Here is a 20,739-nt window from a genome sequence, read left to right as displayed (position 1 = left end):
TACTCCCTGATATTTACGTGCTGACGTGCGTAGACGCATTGTTGGTGCGAGGGGGAGTGCCGCGGGTGGAACGAGGGTTCTCGTGCTATCCGTGTTACATTAGTTGATAAGTAAAATTCTATAACTCGCAGAAATGGGGGACCCAACCATGCCGCTGACTCCGCTAACTGAGGATGCGCGCGCCTCCGCCCGCGAGAAGGCAGTACTTGCCCGAGCACACCGCCAGGAAATTAAGCGTGCACTGAGTGAACGTGAACTTTCCGTGCGTCAGGTGCTCGATATGGTCGATTCCGACCCTGCACTGGCTAAAATGCCGGTGGGGCAGATGCTGCGCGCACTTCCGGGCATTGGTGCCGTTCGCGCTGAACGCATCATTGAAGAACTTCATATTGCACCGACTCGCCGCCTTGGCGGCCTTGGTGTACACCAGCGTCGCAAGATGGTGGAGTACTTCAACCGTAATTCGCGGTATTTGAACCGTGCACGTCGTAAGACTGCTGGTCAGTCTTCCGAGTCTTCTCAGTCCTAACACATCGTGCCTTCAGCCGATGAAGGCACAGTAAGGAAGCTATGTCTCAGCCGACTCTCACCGTACTGGCTGGCCCCACTGCTGTTGGCAAGGGTACGGTGTGCCAGTACATTCGTGAGAACTACCCGAACGTGTGGTTCTCTGTTTCCGCTACCACTCGTGATCCTCGCCCCGGTGAGGTTGACGGTACTCACTACTATTTCGTTTCGATGGAAGAGTTTGACCAGATGATTGCTGACGGTCAGATGCTTGAGTACGCTGTGGTACACGGTAAGAACAAGTACGGTACTCCGCGCGCTAAGGTTCAGGAGGCTCTGGATGCTGGCCGCCCGGTGATCCTTGAGATTGACCTGCAGGGTGCTCGCCAGATTCGCGAGACCATGCCGGATGCTCGCCTGATTTTCTTGGCTCCTCCGAGCTGGGATGAGCTGGTGTCGCGTCTGGTGGGTCGAGGTACCGAGAGTGAGCAGGAGCAAGCTCGTCGCCTTGAAACCGCGAAGGTTGAGCTGGCTGCTGAGAAGGAATTTGACGTCACGGTCGTCAACGACTCTGTTGAGCGTGCAGCGAAGGAGATTGCTGAGCTGATTGGCGCCGCCTAATCTGCATGCTTTGCGTTTGCGGTGGGGCTAGAGTTTCTTCCGACCTGTAGTTCTGCCGTGAGGCGTTGTGAAAGGTGGGGGTTTCGAAGAGTTTTCTTCGGGCCCCCACCTTTTTGTATGGGCTGACATTTTTTGTCCAGGCTGGTACGTGCGTTTTAGCCGTTGAGAGGGTAGAATAGTTCTTTAGTTTTGACCGTGCCCTCAGTGCGCCCGGTTTGCGCCATAGCGCGAACGGTGTACGGGGGCGTTCGGTACGTACATTCCATCAAGCTATTTGGAGTTTTTAGTGGCAAACGAAATCAAGGAACACGAGGACTACAACTTCGTTGACGGTGTCGCTCCCGAGGGCATCGTGAGCCCCAGCGCTGACGCGCTGATTGAGAAGGCGGAGTCCAAGTACGGCCTGGTGATTTTCGGTGCCCGCCGTGCACGCCAGATTAACGCGTACTACGCTAACCTGCAGGACAATACTGCTGCGCACGTTGGCCCGCTGGTTGACGCTGAGTCGAACGAGAAGTCCCTGTCGGTGGCAATGCGTGAAATCATTGCTGACCGTGTTGTGGCGGAGCACCGCCCGGACGCTAAGTTCGATGAGGACGGCTACCCGGTTCCCGAGGACCTGTCCGCTGTGATTGATTTCAGCGCGGCTGAGTTCTCTGGCGCTATCGAGGAGGAGTACATCCCCGCAGGTAGCGAAGAGGTTATTGCTATCGAAGAGGTTATCCTCGACGAGTCCGCTGAGTAATCTGCTTCTACAAGGATTCTTTGACGTACCATGCGCATTATCGTTGGTATTGGAGGGGGCATTGCTGCGTATAAGGCGGCGATGCTCCTTCGTCTTTTTGCGAAGGATGGCGACGAGGTAATCGCCATGCCCACCCCGAACGCGACGAAGTTCGTGGGTGTTCCCACTCTGGAGGCGCTGAGCGGCAACCCCGTCTCAACGGACGTGTTTGACCGCGTGCCGGAGGTGAACCACGTGCGTCAGGCTGAGCAGGCTGATGCTGTGGTGATTGCCCCGGCGACCGCTGATTTGCTGGCTCGTTTGGCGGCTGGTCGTGCGGATGATTTGCTGTCCTCTACGGTGTTGACGACGCACGCGCCGGTGATTTTGGCGCCGGCGATGCACACCCAGATGTGGGAGCATCCGGCGACTCAGGCGAATGTGCAGACTCTGCGTTCGTGGGGTTATCACGTGATTGAGCCTGCGATTGGGCGTTTGACGGGCCCGGATTCTGGTCCGGGCCGCATGCCTGAGCCGGAGGACATTTTCGCGGTCGCGCTGGATGTGATTGCCCGCTTCCCGAAGGGTCAGGTGCACCCGGTGTACACGCCCGGTTACGCGCCGACTGAGCCCCTGTACACGGGTACGGAGCAGGAGCGTATGGCGGCGGCGCGTGCGGCGACGCTGACTTCGGCGCTGCTGGGGCAGGTTGATGCAGGCCAGGGTGAACCCAGCCAGGCAACTGGCGCATCCGAATCGCTGCGTGGTCCTCTGGCCGGCCGCCTCGTGGTCATTACCGCTGGCGGCACCCGTGAGGCACTGGACCCGGTACGCTTCCTCGGCAACCGTTCGACCGGCAAGCAGGGCGTGGCGCTCGCGGAGGCGGCACGCGATCTGGGCGCGACCGTGCACCTGATCGGTGCGAACCTTGAGGTTCCCGCGCCGGAGGGTGTGCAGGTGACCCGCGTGGTGAGCGCCCTGGAGCTGCGTGAGGCGACCCTTGAGGCGAGCGCGGCGGCGGATGTGCTGATCATGTCTGCGGCGGTGGCTGATTTTAGGCCCGCCGAGTTTGCCGAGTTCAAGATTAAGAAGAGCGCAGATTCTGAGGATGCGCCGGTGATTCAGCTGGTGCGCAACCCGGATATTCTGCGTGAGGTCGTGGTGCGCCGCCAGCAGGCTCGTGAGACGGGGGAGAGCACCCTCGGTCCGAAGCTCATTGTTGGTTTTGCGGCGGAGACCGGTTCGGCGGAGAAGACTCCGTTGGAGCTGGGTCGTGAGAAGCTGCAGCGTAAGGGCACGGACTTCTTGGCGGTCAATACGGTGGGTGTGAATCGTGGTTTCGGCACGGACGATAACACGATTACGCTGCTGTCGACTCTGAATGATGAGGCGCCGGTGTTCTCCGGTTCGAAGAAGGAGCTGTCTGTGCGTCTGTTGGAGCATGTGGCGGCTTTCCTGCCTGAGCTTTCTGGCTAAGGCAACTGGCGCATCCGCGTAGAGTTTCGGAGCGTTTATAGTGTGGAGCCCGTGCGGTACTTCCTGTGGGAGGTATCGTGCGGGCTTTGCTGTACCTTTACGACTCTGCTGTACCCTTACGGCTCTGCCGCCCGCCTCCTTCTGTAGACCCCTCGGGGAGCATTATGCGCAAGCACTTGTGATGCGGGTTTCTTTCTTCTGGGGTTCCTTCCGAGGTTCCACTGGGGGGAGCGTCTCATATTTCTGTCATAGTGGTGAAATTTCTGACCGTACCCCTGAACCGTCAGATAAAGGTCTTGTATCATGGCATAGAGAGTATTTCGCGTTGAAGGGGAAGAAGCACCATGCCCGAGAATCAGAGCAAGCCCGCCACGGTACAGTCCGCCCAGAGTGAGGAGCGCCCTCAGATTCTGGTGATCACCGGTATTTCCGGTGCAGGCCGCAGCACTGTCGCAAACGTACTGGAGGATGAGGGCTGGTACGTTATCGATAACATCCCGCCGCAGATGCTCGGTTCCCTGGCTGAGCTGGTGACCCGTGACGGTGCGCGAGTGCCGAAGGTGGCGCTCGGCATTGACGTTCGCGCCCGCGCACTGTTCTCCGATCTTCCCGCTGCGATTGAGACTCTGCGCAAGTCCGATATTGACTTTTCCATGCTCTTCCTTGACGCCAAGGACGAAACCATTATTGCCCGCTACGAGGCTCAGCGCCGCCCGCACCCGCTGCAGGGTGAGGGCCGCGTCCTCGACGGCATCCGCGCTGAACGCACTCTCTTTGAAGGCCTGCGCCTCGCTTCTGACCGCACCATTGACACCACCGGCATGAACGTTCACGAGCTGGCTCGTACCGTGCGTGAAATGTTCGCTGAGGGTGCGGATAAGAAGCTGAACCTGACCGTGATGAGCTTCGGCTTCAAGTACGGTGCGCCTTCGGACGCTAACTACATGGCTGATATGCGTTTCATCCCGAACCCGCACTGGGTTCCGGAGCTGCGCCCCCTGACCGGTCAGGACGCCCCGGTGCGCGACTACGTGCTGGAGCACGCAGGCACCGAGGAATTCATCAGCAACTACCTTGCGGCTCTTCGCCCCGTGCTTGAGGGCTACCGCCGTGAGGGTAAGTACTACGCCACCATCGCAATTGGCTGCACCGGTGGTAAGCACCGTTCCGTGGCTGTGACGGAGGAACTGGCTCGTCGTCTCTCTGCTTTCGGTGAGCTGAACGTGAATGTTCAGCACCGTGACAAGGGCCGCGAGTAAGTTCCGCCCGGCGCGTCCCAACCACCGCGTCGTGTTTCATTAGCCGCCGTCCGGCCCCGCACACCGTGGGGCCGGCATACCATTCCTTCCGGGTATGTGAGGTATTACTATGTCCACCCATTCGACCAATTATGACACTCAGGGTATTCCGCGCCTGCCGGCTCTGCCGACTCAGGCTTTGCGCCTGTTGAAGACCACGCACCGTTCGCCGAAGGTCACGGCGATGGGCGGCGGCCACGGGCTGTACGGTTCCCTGTCTGCGCTTCGCCACGTCACGCCTGATTTGACGGCCGTTGTGACGGTTGCTGACGATGGCGGCTCGTCGGGTCGTTTGCGTGAGGAGATGGGTATTCTCCCTCCCGGAGATTTGCGTATGGCGCTTTCCGCGCTGTGTGATGACACCGATTGGGGTCGCACGTGGCGTGATGTGATGCAGCATCGTTTTAGCGCGCCTGAGGGGTATGAGGGTGAGTTCCCGCTGGATTACCATGCTCTCGGTAACCTGCTGATTGCTACTCTCTGGCAGCTGCTGGATGACCCGGTTGCCGGCCTGGACTGGGCGGGTGCCCTGCTGAATGCGCGCGGCCGCGTGTTGCCGATGGCGCTGGATCCGATGGTCATTTACGGTACCGTGCTGCGTGAGCATAACGGTGGCGGTATTGAGCGCGTGAAGGTGGTCGGCCAGGTGAACCTCTCGAAGGAGGAGCGGGTTCACGATATTGGTCTATCTCCCGCAAATGCGCGTCCTTGCCCGGAGGCGCTCTCCGCTATTGAAGAATCCGACTGGATTGTTTTGGGTCCGGGTTCGTGGCGTACGTCGGTTCTGCCGCATCTGCTGTTGGATGCTCAGCGTGAGGCGATTATCCGCACGGAGGCGCGCCGCTGCGTGGTCATGAACCTCTCCGACGATAAGGAGACGGTCGGCTTCACCCCGGCAACGCACTTGGATTTGTTGCGCCAGTACGCCCCGAAGCTTCACCTTGACGCGGTGATTGCTGACGCTGACATGCAGGCTGATCACCGTTCCGAGCTGGAGCGTGAGGCCTCTGCGATGGGTGCGAAGGTTGTGTGGGCACACCTGCGTTCGAGCTCCCAGCCGAATGTGCACGACCCGCTGAAGCTTGCGGCTGCGTATAACGAAGCGTTTGAGCTGAGCTCCTAGAATCACCGTTGCGGCTGCTATTTTGGTGTGCCCTTTTTACCGAATTTATAGACTTTAAACACTACGCCTAGAAGGACCTGTTCATGGCATTAACCACGCTCGTCAAGGACGAACTCGCCAACTACGAGGCAACGAAAGTCTCTGCTCGTAAGGCAGAAATCTCTACGATTCTGCGTTTTACCGGAGGCCTGCACATTGTCTCGGGGCGAATCGTGGTGGAGTCTGAGGTCGACCACGAGGCAACCGCCCACCGCATGCGCCGCACCATCGCGGAGATTTACGGCCACGACTCTGAGCTGACCAGCGTCAGCGGTGGTGGCCTGCGTCGAGGCGGCCGCTACATTGTGCGTGTGGATCACGGCGGCGAGGCGCTGGCTCGCCAGACCGGTCTGCTGGATTTGCGTGGTCGCCCGGTGCGTGGCCTGCCGCCGGCCGTGGTGAACGGCTCCCTGCAGGACGCCGAGGCGGTCATGCGCGGTGCGTTCCTGGCGCACGGTTCGCTGACTGAGCCGGGTCGTTCCTCCTCACTGGAGATTACCTGCCCCGGCCCGGAGGCGGCGCTCGCGCTGGTGGGTGCGGCTCGTCGCCTGGACATTATCGCGAAGGCACGTGAGGTGCGCGGCACCGACCGCGTGGTGGTCCGTGACGGCGAGACCATTTCGCAGCTGTTGGAGCGTATGGGTGCGACTGGCACCCTGACCACGTGGCGTGAGGCGCGCACCCGCAAGGAGGTTCGTGCGACCGCGAACCGCCTTGCGAATTTTGATGATGCGAACCTGCGCCGTAGCGCCCAGGCGGCTGTTGCGGCGAGCGCCCGCGTGGAGCGTGCCCTGCAGATTCTGGGTCATGAGGCGCCGGATCATCTGCGCTATGCCGGTGAGCTGCGTGTGCTGCATAAGCACGCGTCGTTGGATGAGCTGGGTCGTCTGGCTGATCCGCCGATGACGAAGGACGCGATTGCGGGCCGTATTCGCCGTCTGCTGGTGATGGCTGATAAGCGTGCTTCGGAGCTGGGCGTTCCGGGTACTGAGCTGCCGCGCGAGGACTAGGCGAGGACTAAATTCTGGTCTTGCGCGGGGCTGACTGCGCGTGTGGCTAGGTGTGTGGCTGAGGTGTTTGTGACGGTTTTATGACAAACCCGAACCCGCCGTTTTTGAATAAAAACCGCATATTTTTCAAAAATGAGCCTGTGGATGGCTTCTTTCTCGCTGTACGAGGGGAGTTATCCACAGGTTCTTTGTTCGCGCTCGTGCGTTCGCGCGCGTGAGCCTAGGGTAGGGGTATGACGAGCATGACCCCCAACCACGAGCAGAACCACCTGCAGAGCCCGAGCGCTGTGCCGAACAACGGCGCAGCGCAAGACAACGCACCCCAGCAGGGCGGCGCGCAGCGTAGCGCCCGCTCCCTGATGAACAGCCTCTACCGTAGCCCGCGCGCCCGCAAGAACGGTGCGCCGGATGCTGAGGACACCGTGCCGCTGGCAATCTCAACTGAGGTAACGCCCGCGGAGGCGCCTGCCGAAGAAACACCTGCCGAGTCCGCGGCATCCCAGCCGGAGTCGAATGGTTGGGCTGACTGGGATCAGCAGCCCGATTGGAACGAGGTGGACGATTGGGCGGAGTGGGAGCAGGCTGATCAGCCCGGCACCACCCGCAGTACCCGTTGGGGCTTGTCGCCGCGCGTGCTGCTTCTGGTGGCGGTATTGGCGTTGGTTGCTGTGGTGTGGGGTGTGACCCAGTTTTCGGCGGCGCCGCGTGCCGAGCAGGTCGCCTCCCCGAGTGCTTCCGCCGAATCGGTGCAGGCGGTGGGCGCCCAGCAGAGCCCCGGTGCTCAGTCCACCGCTCAGCCGGGCGCTAACCCGAGTGAATCTGCGCAGGGTGGCGCCTCCGGTGAGGCTACCGTGCGGGTGCACGTGGCGGGTGCCGTGAACAACCCCGGCGTGTACACGCTGCCCGCGCAGGGGCGTGCCGTGGATGCGATTGCTGCCGCCTCCGGTGCCGCCGCGGATGCTGACCTGGACCGCGTGAATCTTGCCGGTGCGCTCAGTGACGGGGTGCAGATTTATGTGCCGCATCGTGGTGAGACGGCTGCTCCGGCGCAGATTCAGCCCAACGGTGGCACGGCGAATGCGGGTCAGGGTAACGCGGCGAATGGTGCATCGCAGAACGGCGCTTCGCAGGGTGGCACTCAGCCTCAGCCTGCACGCACGCTAACTCCTGCAGGCAGCGCGCAGAAGGGCTCAACCCCGGTGAACATTAACACCGCCACCGCTGAGGAGCTACAGACCCTGCCGCGTATTGGTCCGGCAATGGCTCAGCGCATTATTGCCTGGCGTGAGGCGCACGGCGGTTTCCGTAGCGTGGATGAGCTGGATGCGGTGCCCGGCATTGGCCCGTCGATGCTGGAGAATCTGCGTCCGCTGGTGACGGTCTAATGCCCCGGCAGAATCGCTTGCAGAACCGCAGGCCGAACCGACAGCAGAACCGCCAGCACGCAGGGGAGCGGGAGCTCTTTCCCGGTAGCTTGCACCTCACCCGGCGCCTCACCCGGTCTGCGGCTACGGCGTATGACCGTACCCGCTACCGCTGGAGCATCGGTGCTGAACGGTGGCGTACCCGCCGTGATGAGCAGGAGCTGCGCGCCCAGGGAAGCCTCATTCACCTGGACCTTCGCCTGAGTTTTACGGTGCTGGCGCTGTGGGCTTTTACCGCGGCGGCGCTGACCGTGGGCACGTGGCGGGTGGTGCATCCGCTGGCGTGCGTGCTCATTGCCCTGCTGGGGTGCCTGGCGATTCTGCTCTTCTTCCCGCCGCGTGCGGTGATGCCCTACAGCCTGCTCTTTCGCACGACCGGTCAGCTGGTTTTCCTGGCATGTATTGTCACGGTTCAGGCGGTGCTTTTGTGCGCTACGGGGGTGGATGCATCCCGCGCCACGCTACAGCAGGCGCAGGGTGCTTCGCTTCGTCTGAATGGCACGGTGGAGCAGGTTCGCCGCGTGGATCCGCGCACTACTCTGGTGGTTATTAAGCTGGAGGAAATTCAGGGGCGGAGCGTGCGTGCGCTGGTGAATGAGCGGGTGCGCGTGTACCGGTGTGACGGTTCGGCAAAGAGTACCGCGCAGCGCCCGGAGGCACGTTCGGCAGCGAGTTCGGTCGCTCAGCACCAGGGGAGCGGTACCGTGCGCTCGCGGGCGATTTATCCGGGCATGAGGGTAACCGCCCTCGGCACGGTGGAGTTCAACGGTTCCACGGCGAAGCTGAGCGGCGCAACTATTTTTCCTGCCCCCGCCTCCGGTGCCGGGTCGAACGCTACCGCCCAGACGGCGGCGGAGCCGTACCTGTCCACGCTCAAGGAGCATCTGCGTACCCGCGCCCTGGAGACCCTCGGCACGGAGTCGGCGGCACTGGTTTTGGGTACCGCCTACGGGGATGATTCGCTGATGAGTTCCACCGCGCGGGAGGAGTATAAGCTCAGCGGGCTCAGCCATATTACAGCGGTGTCCGGGGCGAATATTGCCATTGTGTTTTTGGGTGCGTACCGGCTGGTGCTGGCGATTCGTCCGTACCGTTTCGCTAGCGCATACCTGCTGTTCCGTTCCTGGATGCAGCGGTTGCGGGGGAGAGGCACGGGTCGTTCTCGCCGCCCCGCCCGACCCCATCAACTTGCCCAGCGTCAGCAATCTACCCCGCCAAATGCCCACGCTCTGCCGCCTCTCGTGCACCGGCTGAGCACCCTCGCCATTCCGCACCGCGTCATGGTGCTGTGCGGGGTCGCGGCGGTGCTCGCCTACGCCATGCTGCTGGACTCTGAGGGTTCCGTCATTCGTTCCCTCGCCATGGGTCTGCTCGGTGCTTACGCGATGCTGCGCGGTTCGGGTCGCCAGTCCTTGGCGGCGCTGCAAACAACGGTACTGATGTGTCTGCTTGCCGCCCCGCACCTCGCCGTGGATATGGGGTTCGCCCTGTCGGTGACGGCAACCTCCGCGCTGATCCTGCTGGGCCCGCCGCTGATTCGCCTGCTCATGCGCATCATGCCGGTGTTCTGCGCGGAAATGCTCGCCGCGCCCATCGTGGCATCCCTGTGGTGCACCCCGCTGATTTTGGCGATGAGCGGTAAAGTGCCGCTCTACTCGGTTCCGGCGAATCTGGTTGCCGCTCCTTTGGCGCCGCTGAGTATGCTCGCCGGGCTGGTTGCGCTCGGATTCATGCTCCTGGGTTTGCCCACTGCGGCGGATCTGTGTCTTCGCGCCGGTGGTCTTGCCGCGCAGGGCATCGAGTGGGCGGCACACACTGCCGCGCATGCGCCGGGTAACCCGTGGGAGCCCGGTTCGAGCGTCCCGGCGGTGGTGTGGAGCGCCCTCTGCGTGCTGGCGTTGAGCATAGCCCTGTGGTGGGTGGATGCGCGCCGCTACCGCGCGGTCACGCACCGGCAGTATTTGCGGGTGGTACCGCGCACCGCGCCCTCCTATCAGCGCCCCGATCAGCCCGCCCGTTCCTAACCGACTCACTGCGGGCATCTAACCCTGACCGACTACCCCTAACCACCGCTAGGAGGCATCTGAGAAGAAAACGCTATGATGGATACTCGAGACTCTACCCGCGCGGCACCCCCGCACGCAGCGGGTTCGAGTTCAGCCCGTACCCTGCAGATAAAGGCGAGTGATAAGCGTGTCCGAGCGTAAGCGTTCAACCCAGCGTGGTGGTTCCCGAGGCTACGCCCGCCGGGGCGGCCCCGCCCTCGACACCGCGTGGCGTACCGTCACCCCGGCATCCGCCGTCATGCTCTACGGCCCCGAAGAGTACTTTGCTTCCCGCGCTGCGGCACGCCTGCGTGAGCTGTTCCGCAGCATCCACCCGGAGGTGGACCGCGTTCAGATTAACGCCGCCACCTACACGGCGGGGGAGCTGATCCTGCACGCTTCGCCCTCCCTGTTCGGTTCGGCAAAGATCATTGAGGTTGAGAACCTCGCCTCCATGAGCGACGAGTTTTTGACCGATACGCTCGCCTACCTGAACGCCCCCGAGCCGGACATCATGCTCATTCTGAACCACTCGGGCGGTAACCGCGGCAAGAAGCTCATCGACCTGGTGCGCTCCCAGTTCGTGCTCATCAACTGCAAGGCGCTCAAGACCGACCGTGAGAAGAGCGAGTTCTTGGCGGGGGAGTTCGCCGCAGCTCAGCGCCCGATTACCGGCGGCGCCCTGGCGTTGCTGACGGCCGCCGCCTCCGACACTGCGGAGCTTGCCGCCGCATGCCAGCAGCTGCTCTCAGACGTACCCGGCGAAATCACCGAAGAGGCTGTGAACCGCTACTACGGCGGCCGCACCGAAGTCACCGCATTCCGCGTGAGTGACGCCGCGATTTCCGGTAACGCCCCGGAGGCTCTGCGTCTGCTCCGCCACTCCCTCGCCACCGGCACGGAGCCGATTCCGATGCTGGGTGCGCTCGCCATGCGTATCCGCAATATTGCGCGTGTGCACCACGTGCGTATGAGCGCTAACGAGCTGGCGCGTGAGGTGGGTATGTCACCGTGGCAGGTTGAGCAGGCTCAGCGTGACGGCCGCCGTTTTACCGGCGCCCAGTTGGCGCATATTGTGCAGCTTCTAGCTGATGCGGACGCCCAGCTGAAGGGTGAGTCGCAGGACGCGGTGTATGCGGTGGAGCAGGCTGTTTTGGCGATTGCTCTACCTCCGCGCCTGTAGTGCATAATAGAGCCCATGCTCGAAATTCTGAAGAAAATTTTCTTTGCCCTGCTGCCCTTCCTGCAGAAGGCGGCAGAGGATGCCCTCAACGACGCTACTGCGTCTAAGGGCGGCTCCGAGTCCTCCCAGAAGAGTGAGTCCCGCAAGGATGAATCTCGTCAGCGTGAGGCTCGTACCTCCGGCTCTTCGGCGCCTAAGCCGAGCGCCTCGAAGTCTTCCTCGGCACCTAAGCCTTCCGCACCGGCTCCGACCGTCGCATCCGACGGTTCGGATTACCCGGGCGATTACCGCGACATGATCAACTTTGAGTACTCGCCCTCCCTGGACGGCGACGCTGACCCGGGTGAAATCGTGTGGACGTGGGTTCCCTTCGAGGAGGACCACTCGCAGGGTAAGGACCGCCCGGTGCTTCTGGTGGGTCGTGACGGTGAGTACCTGCTGGCGCTGATGATGACCAGCAAGGACCACAATAACCGTGAGCACGCCGATTCGAACTACCTTGATATTGGTTCGGGTCCGTGGGATCCACAGGGCCGCGCTTCTGAGGTGAAGCTGAACCGTGTGATTCGTGTTCGCCCGGATTCGATGCGCCGTGAGGGTGCGATTATGCCGGAGGATACGTTCCGCCTGATTGAGCGTGCGTGGACTCGCCATAACGGCTAACATCCTGTGCCGGTAGTTTCACCGGCGACTGGTGCCGATTATCTGCGCCGGATGTGGAGGCTGCGTGTAGCGGTTTTCACAGTATTTTTCTCTCCGCGAGGGTCTGTCGTGGAGGCTGTTCATCTGGTATTATGTGTGGTTGAGTGTCCGATGGTCATCGGGCACTGCTGGCCGGTTGCCATAGGCATCCCCACGCCGCTCAGTCGATGATCGGCCAGCGTCGCCCTCACCGACCAATAAGACAAAACAGAAAGTTTAATTGTGGCTAACATTAAGTCTCAGAAGAAGCGTATCCTCACCAACGAGAAGGCTCGCCTGCGTAACAACGCTGTAAAGTCCGAGCTGAAGACCGCGACCCGCAAGGTCAAGGCTGCTGTTGAGGCACAGAACCAGGAAGCAGCTGTTGAGGCTCTGCGTTTTGTGAACCGTAAGCTGGACAAGGCTGTTTCCAAGGGTGTTCTGCACAAGAAGACCGCTGCAAACAAGAAGTCCGGTCTTGCTGCGCTGGTAAACAAGGCTTTCTAGTCTTGAGACTCAAGCCCGCTTATGGGCTTGACTAGGGCAGATGCCCCCGAAATCCCTTATTGACAAGGGGTTTCGGGGGCGTCTTTTTTCTGTTTGCCTGCAACTAATGACAGTCTGGATACAGTCTAGAGGGGTTTCAAAATTGGGAGTAAATTGTGACCAATCTACGACCCCGCCAGCCCCTCCAGCGCATCAGCAAAGACCGCCTGCGACTGGCGCGCCACATACGCAGTCAACGTCTGCGCCTCCGACGCATGACCAAGCTGCAGAGACGCCTCAGCCAAACCAAGCCGCTCGTCCAAGAACGTTGCCGTAGTCTTCCGGAGGACATGCCAGGTCACCCACTCCAGCTCAGAGCCCCTCACCGCCCGCACCAGCCAGTTACGCGCAGAGTTATAGGCAAGTGGAGCCCCGCCCTGCTCAAACACGAACACGGCACCTTCACGGGCCTCTGAGCGCCGCCTCCGCAGGACATCAAGAACAAACCGCGGCACCTGCAGGGTACGCGGCTCGTGCGTCTTCGTATCCGCCTGCCACCCCTTACCTTGAATCAGCGTGCCACGCACCGTCACCGTGCCAGAATCCAGATCCACATCCTCCCAGCGGAGCCCGGCACCCTCACCCCAACGGCAACCAGTACCGAGCAGAACATCCACCAAGTCAGGCATCCACCCGTCATAGGTCGGCGTAGACTCAAGCGCAGCCACCAGCAACCGAAGAACCTTCACCTGCTCCAGATCAAGCGCTCGCACCTGCTTCTTTTTGCCCTTGACGGTGCGGGTCGCCAGCACGGGGTTGTGGGGGAGTGCTCCGAGTCGCACAGCCTCATCTAGTGCCATTTTCAGAACCAGCCTCTGGTTGTAGCGACTAGTTGGAGCCTTCACCGATGCCAGATAGGAGTCGAGACGACCAGCCGTCACCTCATTCAAACGAAGCGAGCCCAAGGCGCCGGCAACCTGCCCAGACCACAACGTGTAATTACGCAACGTGTTCTGCGCCAGCCCATCGAGCCCACCAAGCCACCTGTCCAGCGCGACCTTCAACGTAGTGGTACCGCTCAGGCTCGCACCCGAAGCCGGCAACGCCGCCAACTTCGATTTAAGCTTCAGCTCAGCCGCCGCCTTAGTAGGTCCCTGCGCCGTCACGTCACGCCGCACACCCCGCCAATCACGATACGACGCACGGGCACGCCAAACACCAGGGCGTAGCTTAGTCAGCTTGAGAACCCCATGGGTCCCCACCGGAAGAGGGTCCCTAACCACCCTCGCCTCCTTTCACTTGCGCTCGCCCGCAGATGACGCTAGACTCGGCCATCTCGTTCGAGCAGACCTTCAGCACGGACTGCACAGGAACCGCCTCCTATTGCCGGATACAGTAGGGGGCGGTTATCTCTTTGCCCAAAACCACCGCACTGCACCACGACACGCCGACACCGTGAGGCTCTTGCCGCGCTCGCCGCGTGACGCTACACTGCTCCCGCAATAACCGATAACTACGAGGCGGAAACCTGCAAGGGCGTAAAGCTGAGTCGAAATCCTTGTTGTGTGAGTGAACAAGCATCAGACGGATCTAAGCGCTTATCTCCTTATATTGATTGATGATGCACAGACGGGGCGGACTGGACTAGCTATCCAGACCGCCCCGTTTGCTATGCTCCCACAACCAAGCCGAGAGGATACGCTCAGTCACCTCAAGCTCAGCCGCCGCAGCAGGCAAAGAATCAGGAGCAACCGCCAACGCTGTACGCACAGCATGTGGCTGCAGGAGCCAGCCGGCGGCAACGGTGTCGGCGCGGCGCTCGCGTTTGGTGGAGGCGACGTCGTCCATGGGGGAGTGTTCGTCTCCGTTGATTGCGTGGGCGAGCTCGTGGGCTATGACGCATCGTCGCTGTCGCCACAGGAGCCCGGGGGCGGTGAGTATGGTCCTGCTCTGCTCATCCCAGAGGGCGAGTGTACCGGCTGGCGGTTGAGCTTCGACGATGCGGATACCCAGGCTCGCGGCGTGGCGTTCTGGGTCGTAGTCGTATGTATTTATTGAAGTCATGAGTGAATCGGTGATTGTGCGCTGGTTATGCGCTGTGGTTGTCTTCGGTGATGACCTTGTCTGCGGGGTGTGCGGCGAGGGCGTAGCCTGCCTTGGTTGCTGCTTCGGCTCGCGCGAGGATTGCCTCTGCCAGATCCTTATCAGAAACAAGAGAAGCTGCTTCTTCTTTCTTGCGTGCAGCTTCGGCACGGGCACATATATCAGCAGGGTCTACCTCTAGAGCCCGACAGATCTGCTCGAATTCGTTAGTGTTGAGCGGTGAGGAGTCTTGGTTTAGCGCCATCGAAAGCCTTGCCTTACTGACACCAGCAGCTTCCTCAAGTTCACGCAGGGTCATGCGGCGGTATGCAACAATAGCGCGAAGCTCAGCATTAAGGAGCTGACTAAAACGGTTCGCGGGGCCGGTGCCGCGCCGATTTCCGACCTTTTTCTTATTCTCTGCCATGCCTTTACATTACATGCAAAATCTAAAAAAATCCATATTTTCTAAAAATTTTTCATTTTTGGCTTGACTTGTTCCTAAATATGAACGTAAGATTATTGCAACACCAAGAAAGGAAGGTGGCCATGAGCACCCGACAGATTGGCGAAATCCTTGCGGAGAACCTATCGCTTGCCCTCGCCAAAACTAAACTCACTCGAACCGACGTAGCCAGTCGAGCAGGAATTAGTCGAGCTCGACTGTCGGCACTCGAGAATCACAATGCGCCGATTCGAGCTACTGAGCTCTGGAACATCGCGACAATACTCGGCGTTGAGCCAGAGTGGTTTTATCGTGAGCATCTCCACGAGTTCACAGCGGTCAGCTAATTTTTTTACCCGACTGTTCTTAAATATGAACATACCGATATAAATAGGAACACGAAGTGCTGACTATCCCCGATAACGCGCTCACGGTCTGGAGTCCCGAAGAGCTTGCCGACAACCTCGGCCTCTCGTCACGAACTCTAGCCGCCTGGCGTAAAGCCCGGACAGGCCCCGCATACATCCGAAGCGGGGGACGCATCTACTACACCAGTGCAGCAGTGACGGCTTGGCTTTCAAAGCTCCCCGTCACCCACACCACCAACTAAGGAAACACCAATGGATTGGAACGACCCACGTAGGGAATTGCCAGCAGCTCCGCAGGAGAATCGGCTGGACTCAAAAGCCGTTAGGGAGCTTCGGCAGGCTATTCACGACCTCAGCCGAGAGATGGAATTCAGAAGCACCAAAGCGTCAATCACTATGGCCCACGACGGCTACATCAAGGAAGTGACCGTCGAAGGCTTCATCGTCTAACCCGTCAGGAAACACCAATGAACGAGAAACACCTAACCCCCGCCGAAGCGCTCGCCACAGAGCACGCCCGCACCATCTGGTGGGCACGGCACCTCACCGTCCACAACCGAGACCCGCGCCTCCGCGGTAAGAAGGCGCCCGCACTCCACTGCGGGGCATGCCAGGAAGTCTACGCGGAGCTGGACCCCAACAACATCGCCCGCACCATGGGTACCGCCGCAGCCGAACACGTCAAGACTGCGCACCCTGATTTCTGGGTGGAGCTGGTAGCTCACGCGACCAAGTGCTTGGACGCCGCCCGCATCTGCTGGGACCGCAGGAACAGCATCCGGCCGGAGCTGCGACCCACCTTGCACGAAAACGAGTTGTTCAAGGCGCGCGTGAACATCCACATTCCATGCCCCATTGACTGCGGCGTGACACTGCATGACACGCTCACCGCCGACCAGATCAAGGACTGGGACAAGCTTCAGTTCTCAGATGAAGCGGTAGAGCACTGCATCACCCGCCTCGCTGAGCACCTGATGCGCCACCGCCGCAGCCAAGTCTCACAGCTTCTCTAACCACCCCGGAAGGACAACACTAATGGAACCCGACCAGTTCAACCTCGTATTCACCGCCATCTGCCTCTTCATCAGCGTTGCCGGCGCTATCGTCTCCGGAATGTTCTACTTCGGGATGCTCAAAGATGCTCGAGAAGAAAAGGAAAAAGAGCGCGAGCTATCGGCGAATCGGGACGGGGACGACCTCATCGACCCCACGGATTCGAAGCTCTAGGTTCGACGGCAACGGCTTACCGGAAGCACCCAGCATGAAGATGCGTAGCGACTCGCCGGGGCGGAACACCTGCTGGACCTGGTCGCAGCGGACGAACTTATCGAGATTCGCCACCTCAAGAACCTCGACAGGTTCACCAGTGACGTTGCTCAACAGGTAGGTATCACCTCTGTCCCAAGTCAGCTCAAATACGGGCCTCCATAGGTGAGACGCAATCTCGGCCTGAGACTCGGACTGCTTCTGCTCTTCAGCAACGATTTGTTCCATCTGCTTGAGCGACTTCTCCGCTTGCCGGGCACGTTCCTCCGCAGCCTCAGCAGCACGAACCGCGGCATCACGCATCTCTAGTGCCGCCTGATGCGCCGCCTCCGCCTTATCCCTCGCTTTCTTTGATCCGTAGGAGTGGAACCACGACAACAACGCGAAGACAAAAGATGAGACCGCCGCAAAAACCGACACCCAGAAAGAAAGATTTGAAAGCAATTGTGAATCCATACCCACAATCCTAACCACCCGCCCCACACCAACTAGGAAGGACACACCATGACCAACCCCAACCCCAAGACCAAACGCGACCGCGCAGCAGGCCGCAACCACCGCCACACCGCCATCCAGACAATCATCGACAACCACGACCAGGTCCGCACCGACATCGACAGCCTCGACACCAGCGTCGCGTGCCTCCAGGACGAACTCTGCGAGACCCGCCGCCTCACCGACCACCTCAACGGGCGAGTCGAACAGCACTCACGGGATGTGAACGCAAACGTCGGATTCGCAATGCAATGCATCGTCGAGAACGAACGCAAGCTCACCGAAACCGAAACCGCAGTCGGAATCCTGCAAGGCGCCGGCAAGGACCAGCGCCAGGCGCTCGCCCAGCTTGACCGCTACACAAAGAAGCTTCACGCCAAGCAGACGAATCTGAACCGAGAGCTGAACCTTACGCGCGCCGCTGTCGATGAGGTCCGCGACGACCTCATGTGGTTCGGCCGGCTCCTTATCGGGGTCTCCGCCTCCGCCATCCTGGCGTACATAATCCTGTTTCTGATCGTCATCGTTAGATAAAGGGGCCAATCGTCATGACCACCGACCGCACTATCCGCACCGCTAAAGCCCTCGTCTGGGCCTGCGTGCTCGCCACCATCATCATCATTGGAATCGGCACCGCACAAGAAGACATTGGTCTCCGGGCCGTCGTGTTCGTTGTCTCGCTCATCCCTGTCGGCCCCGCAATCCTCACCGCCAGCTTTGTCCACGACCACAACCAAGGGGAGCCCAATGGCTAAATCAACGCTGAGTGACCTGCCTAGCCTCACCGAATGGTTGAAGGCAAACCCTGGCAAGCACCTGCTCCCAGCCGAAACCGTGGCGCGTGAAGCAGGAATCAAAGAGACCACGCTCCGAGGCTACGCAGGTGACTCCATCAAAGCCGCCGTTACTGCTCGCCTCCGTCCAGTAGCCAAAGGCGATTTCAACGGGCGCTACTGGTACAAGCCCTCAGACGTCGAGGCATGGCTAGAGAAACGCGCCGCTTCCAAACAGCTCTGCCGCCGCCACATGCAAGCAATCCACTGGCGCAAGAAGCGCCTACCCATCCAAGGAAACACCACCCATGACCAACAAGCTTGACCTCCCGCACAAGACCATGTTCGAAGCCTGCAACCCAGAGACAAAGCTCGTCTCTGAAAGCCAGGTAGCCGCCGCAGCAGGCATCAAAGTCAGCACCGTCCGAACCTACTCAGGCACTGCCGTCCGAGCCGCCGGCATCCGCCTCCGCCCCTCAGCTCGCGACGATGACGGCCGCCTATGGTACAAGGCCTCAGACGTCGAAGTCTGGCAACGCAACCGCGCAGCAGGCAAAGCCCGCTACCGCGCAATGATGACAACCTCCATCAACATCTAACCCCCACAGCTTCCCCCGCCGCCACTCTTTTCCTACAGTAGCCACACCGGCGGCGGGGGGACCCCACCACCACACCCCAAGGAAACACCACCATGGCAAGCCACAAAATCGCAATCGAATTCGCCCACCCCACCGCCGCCGGCGAACAAGACATCATCCACACCCACGCCTACTGGGACGGCCGCCACGGCGAAAAAGCACGCAACAAAGCCGTTATCGACGCAGTCGCCACCGCGCTCGCCTCCCGAGCCTGCAGCACCTTCGACGTACACCCCGGCGGCGACGTCTACCTCTACACCGGCGGCTACCCCCGCAGCAAGATGCTCTGGGCAACCTACACCATCATCAGCTAAGGAAGAAACACCGATGCAAGAACACCACGAACACGAAGGCTTCCCCTTCACCGTCGAAGTCCTACAGCTCACCCGAAACCGGGAAATCATCGGCAGATGCTTCCGTATCACATGCGACACCTGCAAGCAGAGAAACACCAAAGCCGTTGAGTCACTCAACTCCCTGGTCCTCCAAGACGCATTTGAAGAGCTCTGCGAAGAAGCCAAGCTTCACGCCAGCTCCCACGACGACACCAACTACGCCGAATAAGCACCCACACCCCAAGGACACACCATGAACCGCTACCACCCAATCGCCAACCCAGACCGAGACCTCACCATCAACGGCACCCCCATCCGCCACCTCTACATCGACGACCGCATCTGGGTCCACAATGCAGACCTCGCAGAAGCAATCGGAGCACTCGCCAAAGGCAGCCTCCTCATCGGCGTCTCCGCCAAATGGAAGCGGAAGTGGCGCGAAGACCTCGGCGGCGGCAAAGCAACCCGCGCCGTAACCTACCTGGTCGCTGAAGGGCTCCTGCAGCGCTCCATGAGCATGAAGCGCGACAGCGACAGCTACCCGCGCCTTCGAGACGCAATCGACCAGATCAGCACCCTCGAAGCAGAACGCCGAACCCAGCACGCCGAAGCACTCACCACCGCGGCACATGGCGCCGACCCCAAGGACGAACCAACGCTCCCTATAACGCTTGCCAAGCCGCCGGCGCTCGCCGATGAAGCTGCTGAAGCGCCGCAGGAATCAGCAGAGGTACTCGGCCGCGTTGAAGAGGCGAAGAAGAGCCTCGCCCCGTTCACCCCCGCCGCACTGCGCAACGCAAACCTCGGCAAGCGCCAGCGCCAGGTACGCGAGCGCATGTCCCAAATCCAGCACCTGCTTGACCTCATGTATGAGGATTTGGTGGATGCCGCCATTGAGAACCCCATCACTAATTAGCAGGTTTCTGATGATTTTGACACAGATGTAGAGAACGATGATCTACACTACTACCACCGCAAGGAGCCCCCCTCATGCCTTGGCTGAAAGTATCTGACACAGCCGCTCAGCATCGTATTGTGTGGCGAGCGCTGGAGATTCCTGGCGCGAGCATGCAGTCTATGTGGTCGCTGTTTGGCCAGGTGCTTGCTTTGGCTGTTGAGGCTGCGGCGTTCAAGACTGATTATGTCGTTGAGCGCGGTTCCATTTTGAAGTTCACGGGCAGTCCAGATGCAGCAGATAAATTCATTGCTGATGCGATGTTCTGCGGGTACCTGACGGATCAGGTACCGCTGGAGGATGGGCGTATCGCCTACAAACTGGTGGACGATGAAGACCTGTTCCATATGCGCCTACGAGAGGAGATTGATTGGGAAAACAGGCGGCGTAATGACACCCGTAACGGTGCGTTGATTGTGCCGATTCGTGCTCGCGACGGCGATGCATGTCGTTGGTGCGGCAACGTCGTTTACTGGGGTAACCAGAAGGGCGGCCGTGGCGCGACCTATGACCATTTGAATCCTGGAGTTCCTGCAGAAACTCCGGAGGATATGGTCGTGGCGTGTCGAAGCTGCAACTCGTCCCGCAAGGACAATGCTGGTTGGGCGGTAGATCTTCTACCTGCCCCGAAGACGCCGTATTTTTCAGCGAAGAGCGCGGCTTGGCTGACTGAGAATGGGGTGCCTACTAAGGCATCTGCTCCGTCTGCTAAGCCGGTTGGTAGGTCGGTCGTGGCCACCTCGCAGGTAAGAGAGTTCTCCCGGA

At 60.5% G+C, this 20,739-nt stretch carries 29 protein-coding genes; 25 read left to right on the top strand and 4 right to left on the bottom strand.

Annotated elements, in window-relative coordinates; all coding sequences use genetic code 11:
- Positions 1 to 148: 148 nt before the first annotated feature.
- The 12 genes from mihF to rpsT all read left to right on the top strand — a co-directional run bounded on the left by mihF (position 149) and on the right by rpsT (position 12,638).
- Positions 149 to 529, top strand: coding sequence for an integration host factor, actinobacterial type (mihF, locus tag HMPREF2836_RS05700; RefSeq protein WP_005508715.1), 381 nt, complete (start codon positions 149 to 151; stop codon positions 527 to 529).
- Positions 530 to 570: 41 nt separating this feature from the next.
- Positions 571 to 1,128, top strand: a complete 558-nt coding sequence (gene gmk / locus HMPREF2836_RS05695) for a guanylate kinase (protein WP_005505951.1) — start codon at positions 571 to 573, stop codon at positions 1,126 to 1,128.
- A 286-nt stretch (positions 1,129 to 1,414) separates the two neighbouring features.
- Positions 1,415 to 1,873: a DNA-directed RNA polymerase subunit omega gene (gene rpoZ / locus HMPREF2836_RS05690; protein WP_005508713.1), complete on the top strand. Its 459-nt coding sequence runs from the start codon at positions 1,415 to 1,417 to the stop codon at positions 1,871 to 1,873.
- Positions 1,874 to 1,903: 30 nt separating this feature from the next.
- Complete coding sequence (locus HMPREF2836_RS05685) at positions 1,904 to 3,328, top strand: bifunctional phosphopantothenoylcysteine decarboxylase/phosphopantothenate synthase (RefSeq protein ID WP_070629800.1); 1,425 nt, start codon at positions 1,904 to 1,906, stop codon at positions 3,326 to 3,328.
- 344 nt (positions 3,329 to 3,672) lie between these two features.
- Positions 3,673 to 4,587, top strand: a complete 915-nt coding sequence (gene rapZ, locus HMPREF2836_RS05680) for an RNase adapter RapZ (RefSeq protein ID WP_005505957.1) — start codon at positions 3,673 to 3,675, stop codon at positions 4,585 to 4,587.
- 109 nt (positions 4,588 to 4,696) lie between these two features.
- Positions 4,697 to 5,749, top strand: coding sequence for a gluconeogenesis factor YvcK family protein (yvcK, locus tag HMPREF2836_RS05675; RefSeq protein WP_070629799.1), 1,053 nt, complete (start codon positions 4,697 to 4,699; stop codon positions 5,747 to 5,749).
- Positions 5,750 to 5,832: 83 nt separating this feature from the next.
- Positions 5,833 to 6,798: a DNA-binding protein WhiA gene (gene whiA, locus HMPREF2836_RS05670; RefSeq protein WP_005505961.1), complete on the top strand. Its 966-nt coding sequence runs from the start codon at positions 5,833 to 5,835 to the stop codon at positions 6,796 to 6,798.
- Positions 6,799 to 7,031: 233 nt separating this feature from the next.
- Positions 7,032 to 8,183 (top strand): ComEA family DNA-binding protein, encoded by a 1,152-nt coding sequence (locus tag HMPREF2836_RS05665; RefSeq protein ID WP_070629798.1) that lies wholly within the window; start codon positions 7,032 to 7,034, stop codon positions 8,181 to 8,183.
- Positions 8,184 to 8,272: 89 nt separating this feature from the next.
- Positions 8,273 to 10,246, top strand: a complete 1,974-nt coding sequence (locus HMPREF2836_RS05660; protein WP_246822832.1) for a ComEC/Rec2 family competence protein — start codon at positions 8,273 to 8,275, stop codon at positions 10,244 to 10,246.
- A 169-nt stretch (positions 10,247 to 10,415) separates the two neighbouring features.
- Positions 10,416 to 11,450 carry a DNA polymerase III subunit delta gene (gene holA / locus HMPREF2836_RS05655; protein WP_070629796.1) on the top strand — a complete coding sequence of 345 codons (1,035 nt, stop codon included), beginning with the start codon at positions 10,416 to 10,418 and terminating at the stop codon, positions 11,448 to 11,450.
- A gap of 15 nt (positions 11,451 to 11,465) precedes the next feature.
- Positions 11,466 to 12,113 carry a type II toxin-antitoxin system PemK/MazF family toxin gene (locus tag HMPREF2836_RS05650; protein WP_070629795.1) on the top strand — a complete coding sequence of 216 codons (648 nt, stop codon included), beginning with the start codon at positions 11,466 to 11,468 and terminating at the stop codon, positions 12,111 to 12,113.
- Between the two features lie 261 nt (positions 12,114 to 12,374).
- Complete coding sequence (gene rpsT / locus HMPREF2836_RS05645) at positions 12,375 to 12,638, top strand: 30S ribosomal protein S20 (protein WP_049346199.1); 264 nt, start codon at positions 12,375 to 12,377, stop codon at positions 12,636 to 12,638.
- Between the two features lie 164 nt (positions 12,639 to 12,802).
- Here the strand turns inward: rpsT and HMPREF2836_RS05640 are convergent, their stop codons facing one another.
- From HMPREF2836_RS05640 to HMPREF2836_RS05630, 3 genes are all read right to left on the bottom strand, one after another.
- Positions 12,803 to 13,795, bottom strand: a complete 993-nt coding sequence (locus HMPREF2836_RS05640) for a tyrosine-type recombinase/integrase (RefSeq protein ID WP_141752114.1) — start codon at positions 13,793 to 13,795, stop codon at positions 12,803 to 12,805.
- A gap of 466 nt (positions 13,796 to 14,261) precedes the next feature.
- Positions 14,262 to 14,681: an ImmA/IrrE family metallo-endopeptidase gene (locus HMPREF2836_RS09145; protein ID WP_083309174.1), complete on the bottom strand. Its 420-nt coding sequence runs from the start codon at positions 14,679 to 14,681 to the stop codon at positions 14,262 to 14,264.
- 25 nt (positions 14,682 to 14,706) lie between these two features.
- Complete coding sequence (locus HMPREF2836_RS05630) at positions 14,707 to 15,126, bottom strand: helix-turn-helix domain-containing protein (protein WP_070629792.1); 420 nt, start codon at positions 15,124 to 15,126, stop codon at positions 14,707 to 14,709.
- Positions 15,127 to 15,248: 122 nt separating this feature from the next.
- Here HMPREF2836_RS05630 and HMPREF2836_RS05625 point away from each other — a divergent pair, with 122 nt between their 5' ends.
- Genes HMPREF2836_RS05625 through HMPREF2836_RS09235 form a run of 5 tightly spaced genes read left to right on the top strand, consistent with a single transcriptional unit; the run spans position 15,249 to position 16,739 of the window.
- The gene (locus HMPREF2836_RS05625) at positions 15,249 to 15,491 is read left to right on the top strand and encodes a helix-turn-helix domain-containing protein (RefSeq protein ID WP_070629791.1); all 243 of its coding nucleotides are present in this window, start codon (positions 15,249 to 15,251) and stop codon (positions 15,489 to 15,491) included.
- Positions 15,492 to 15,547: 56 nt separating this feature from the next.
- The gene (locus tag HMPREF2836_RS09520; RefSeq protein WP_083309172.1) at positions 15,548 to 15,754 is read left to right on the top strand and encodes a helix-turn-helix transcriptional regulator; all 207 of its coding nucleotides are present in this window, start codon (positions 15,548 to 15,550) and stop codon (positions 15,752 to 15,754) included.
- 10 nt (positions 15,755 to 15,764) lie between these two features.
- Positions 15,765 to 15,962 carry a hypothetical protein gene (locus HMPREF2836_RS05620; RefSeq protein WP_070629790.1) on the top strand — a complete coding sequence of 66 codons (198 nt, stop codon included), beginning with the start codon at positions 15,765 to 15,767 and terminating at the stop codon, positions 15,960 to 15,962.
- 17 nt (positions 15,963 to 15,979) lie between these two features.
- A complete protein-coding gene (locus tag HMPREF2836_RS05615; protein ID WP_070629789.1) occupies positions 15,980 to 16,525 on the top strand; it encodes a hypothetical protein in 546 nt (181 codons plus the stop codon).
- 22 nt (positions 16,526 to 16,547) lie between these two features.
- The gene (locus tag HMPREF2836_RS09235) at positions 16,548 to 16,739 is read left to right on the top strand and encodes a hypothetical protein (protein ID WP_141752112.1); all 192 of its coding nucleotides are present in this window, start codon (positions 16,548 to 16,550) and stop codon (positions 16,737 to 16,739) included.
- Here the strand turns inward: HMPREF2836_RS09235 and HMPREF2836_RS05610 are convergent.
- Entirely contained in the window at positions 16,683 to 17,234 is a 552-nt protein-coding gene (locus HMPREF2836_RS05610; RefSeq protein WP_070629788.1) for a hypothetical protein, read from the bottom strand. The genes HMPREF2836_RS09235 and HMPREF2836_RS05610 overlap by 57 nt on opposite strands.
- 48 nt (positions 17,235 to 17,282) lie before the next feature.
- Between HMPREF2836_RS05610 and HMPREF2836_RS05605 the strand changes: the two genes are divergently transcribed.
- From HMPREF2836_RS05605 to HMPREF2836_RS09315, 8 genes are all read left to right on the top strand, one after another.
- Positions 17,283 to 17,807: a hypothetical protein gene (locus HMPREF2836_RS05605; RefSeq protein ID WP_070629787.1), complete on the top strand. Its 525-nt coding sequence runs from the start codon at positions 17,283 to 17,285 to the stop codon at positions 17,805 to 17,807.
- Between the two features lie 14 nt (positions 17,808 to 17,821).
- Positions 17,822 to 18,028, top strand: a complete 207-nt coding sequence (locus HMPREF2836_RS05600; RefSeq protein WP_070629786.1) for a hypothetical protein — start codon at positions 17,822 to 17,824, stop codon at positions 18,026 to 18,028.
- Positions 18,021 to 18,371 carry a hypothetical protein gene (locus HMPREF2836_RS05595; protein WP_070629785.1) on the top strand — a complete coding sequence of 117 codons (351 nt, stop codon included), beginning with the start codon at positions 18,021 to 18,023 and terminating at the stop codon, positions 18,369 to 18,371. The genes HMPREF2836_RS05600 and HMPREF2836_RS05595 overlap by 8 nt, the downstream gene beginning before the upstream one ends.
- Positions 18,355 to 18,645, top strand: a complete 291-nt coding sequence (locus HMPREF2836_RS05590; protein WP_070629784.1) for a hypothetical protein — start codon at positions 18,355 to 18,357, stop codon at positions 18,643 to 18,645. The genes HMPREF2836_RS05595 and HMPREF2836_RS05590 overlap by 17 nt, the downstream gene beginning before the upstream one ends.
- A gap of 92 nt (positions 18,646 to 18,737) precedes the next feature.
- Positions 18,738 to 18,998 carry a hypothetical protein gene (locus HMPREF2836_RS05585; protein ID WP_070629783.1) on the top strand — a complete coding sequence of 87 codons (261 nt, stop codon included), beginning with the start codon at positions 18,738 to 18,740 and terminating at the stop codon, positions 18,996 to 18,998.
- 13 nt (positions 18,999 to 19,011) lie between these two features.
- Entirely contained in the window at positions 19,012 to 19,248 is a 237-nt protein-coding gene (locus tag HMPREF2836_RS05580; RefSeq protein ID WP_070629782.1) for a hypothetical protein, read from the top strand.
- Between the two features lie 24 nt (positions 19,249 to 19,272).
- Entirely contained in the window at positions 19,273 to 19,935 is a 663-nt protein-coding gene (locus HMPREF2836_RS05575) for a hypothetical protein (protein WP_070629781.1), read from the top strand.
- 74 nt (positions 19,936 to 20,009) lie between these two features.
- Positions 20,010 to 20,739, top strand: a 730-nt coding sequence (locus HMPREF2836_RS09315; protein ID WP_210394337.1) for an HNH endonuclease, incomplete at its 3' end; no start/stop codon positions are given.

The organism is Rothia sp. HMSC065C12 (assembly GCF_001812085.1).
In the GTDB taxonomy this organism is placed as follows: Bacteria; Actinomycetota; Actinomycetes; order Actinomycetales; family Micrococcaceae; genus Rothia; species Rothia mucilaginosa.
This window is presented reverse-complemented; position numbering and strand designations above follow the sequence as displayed.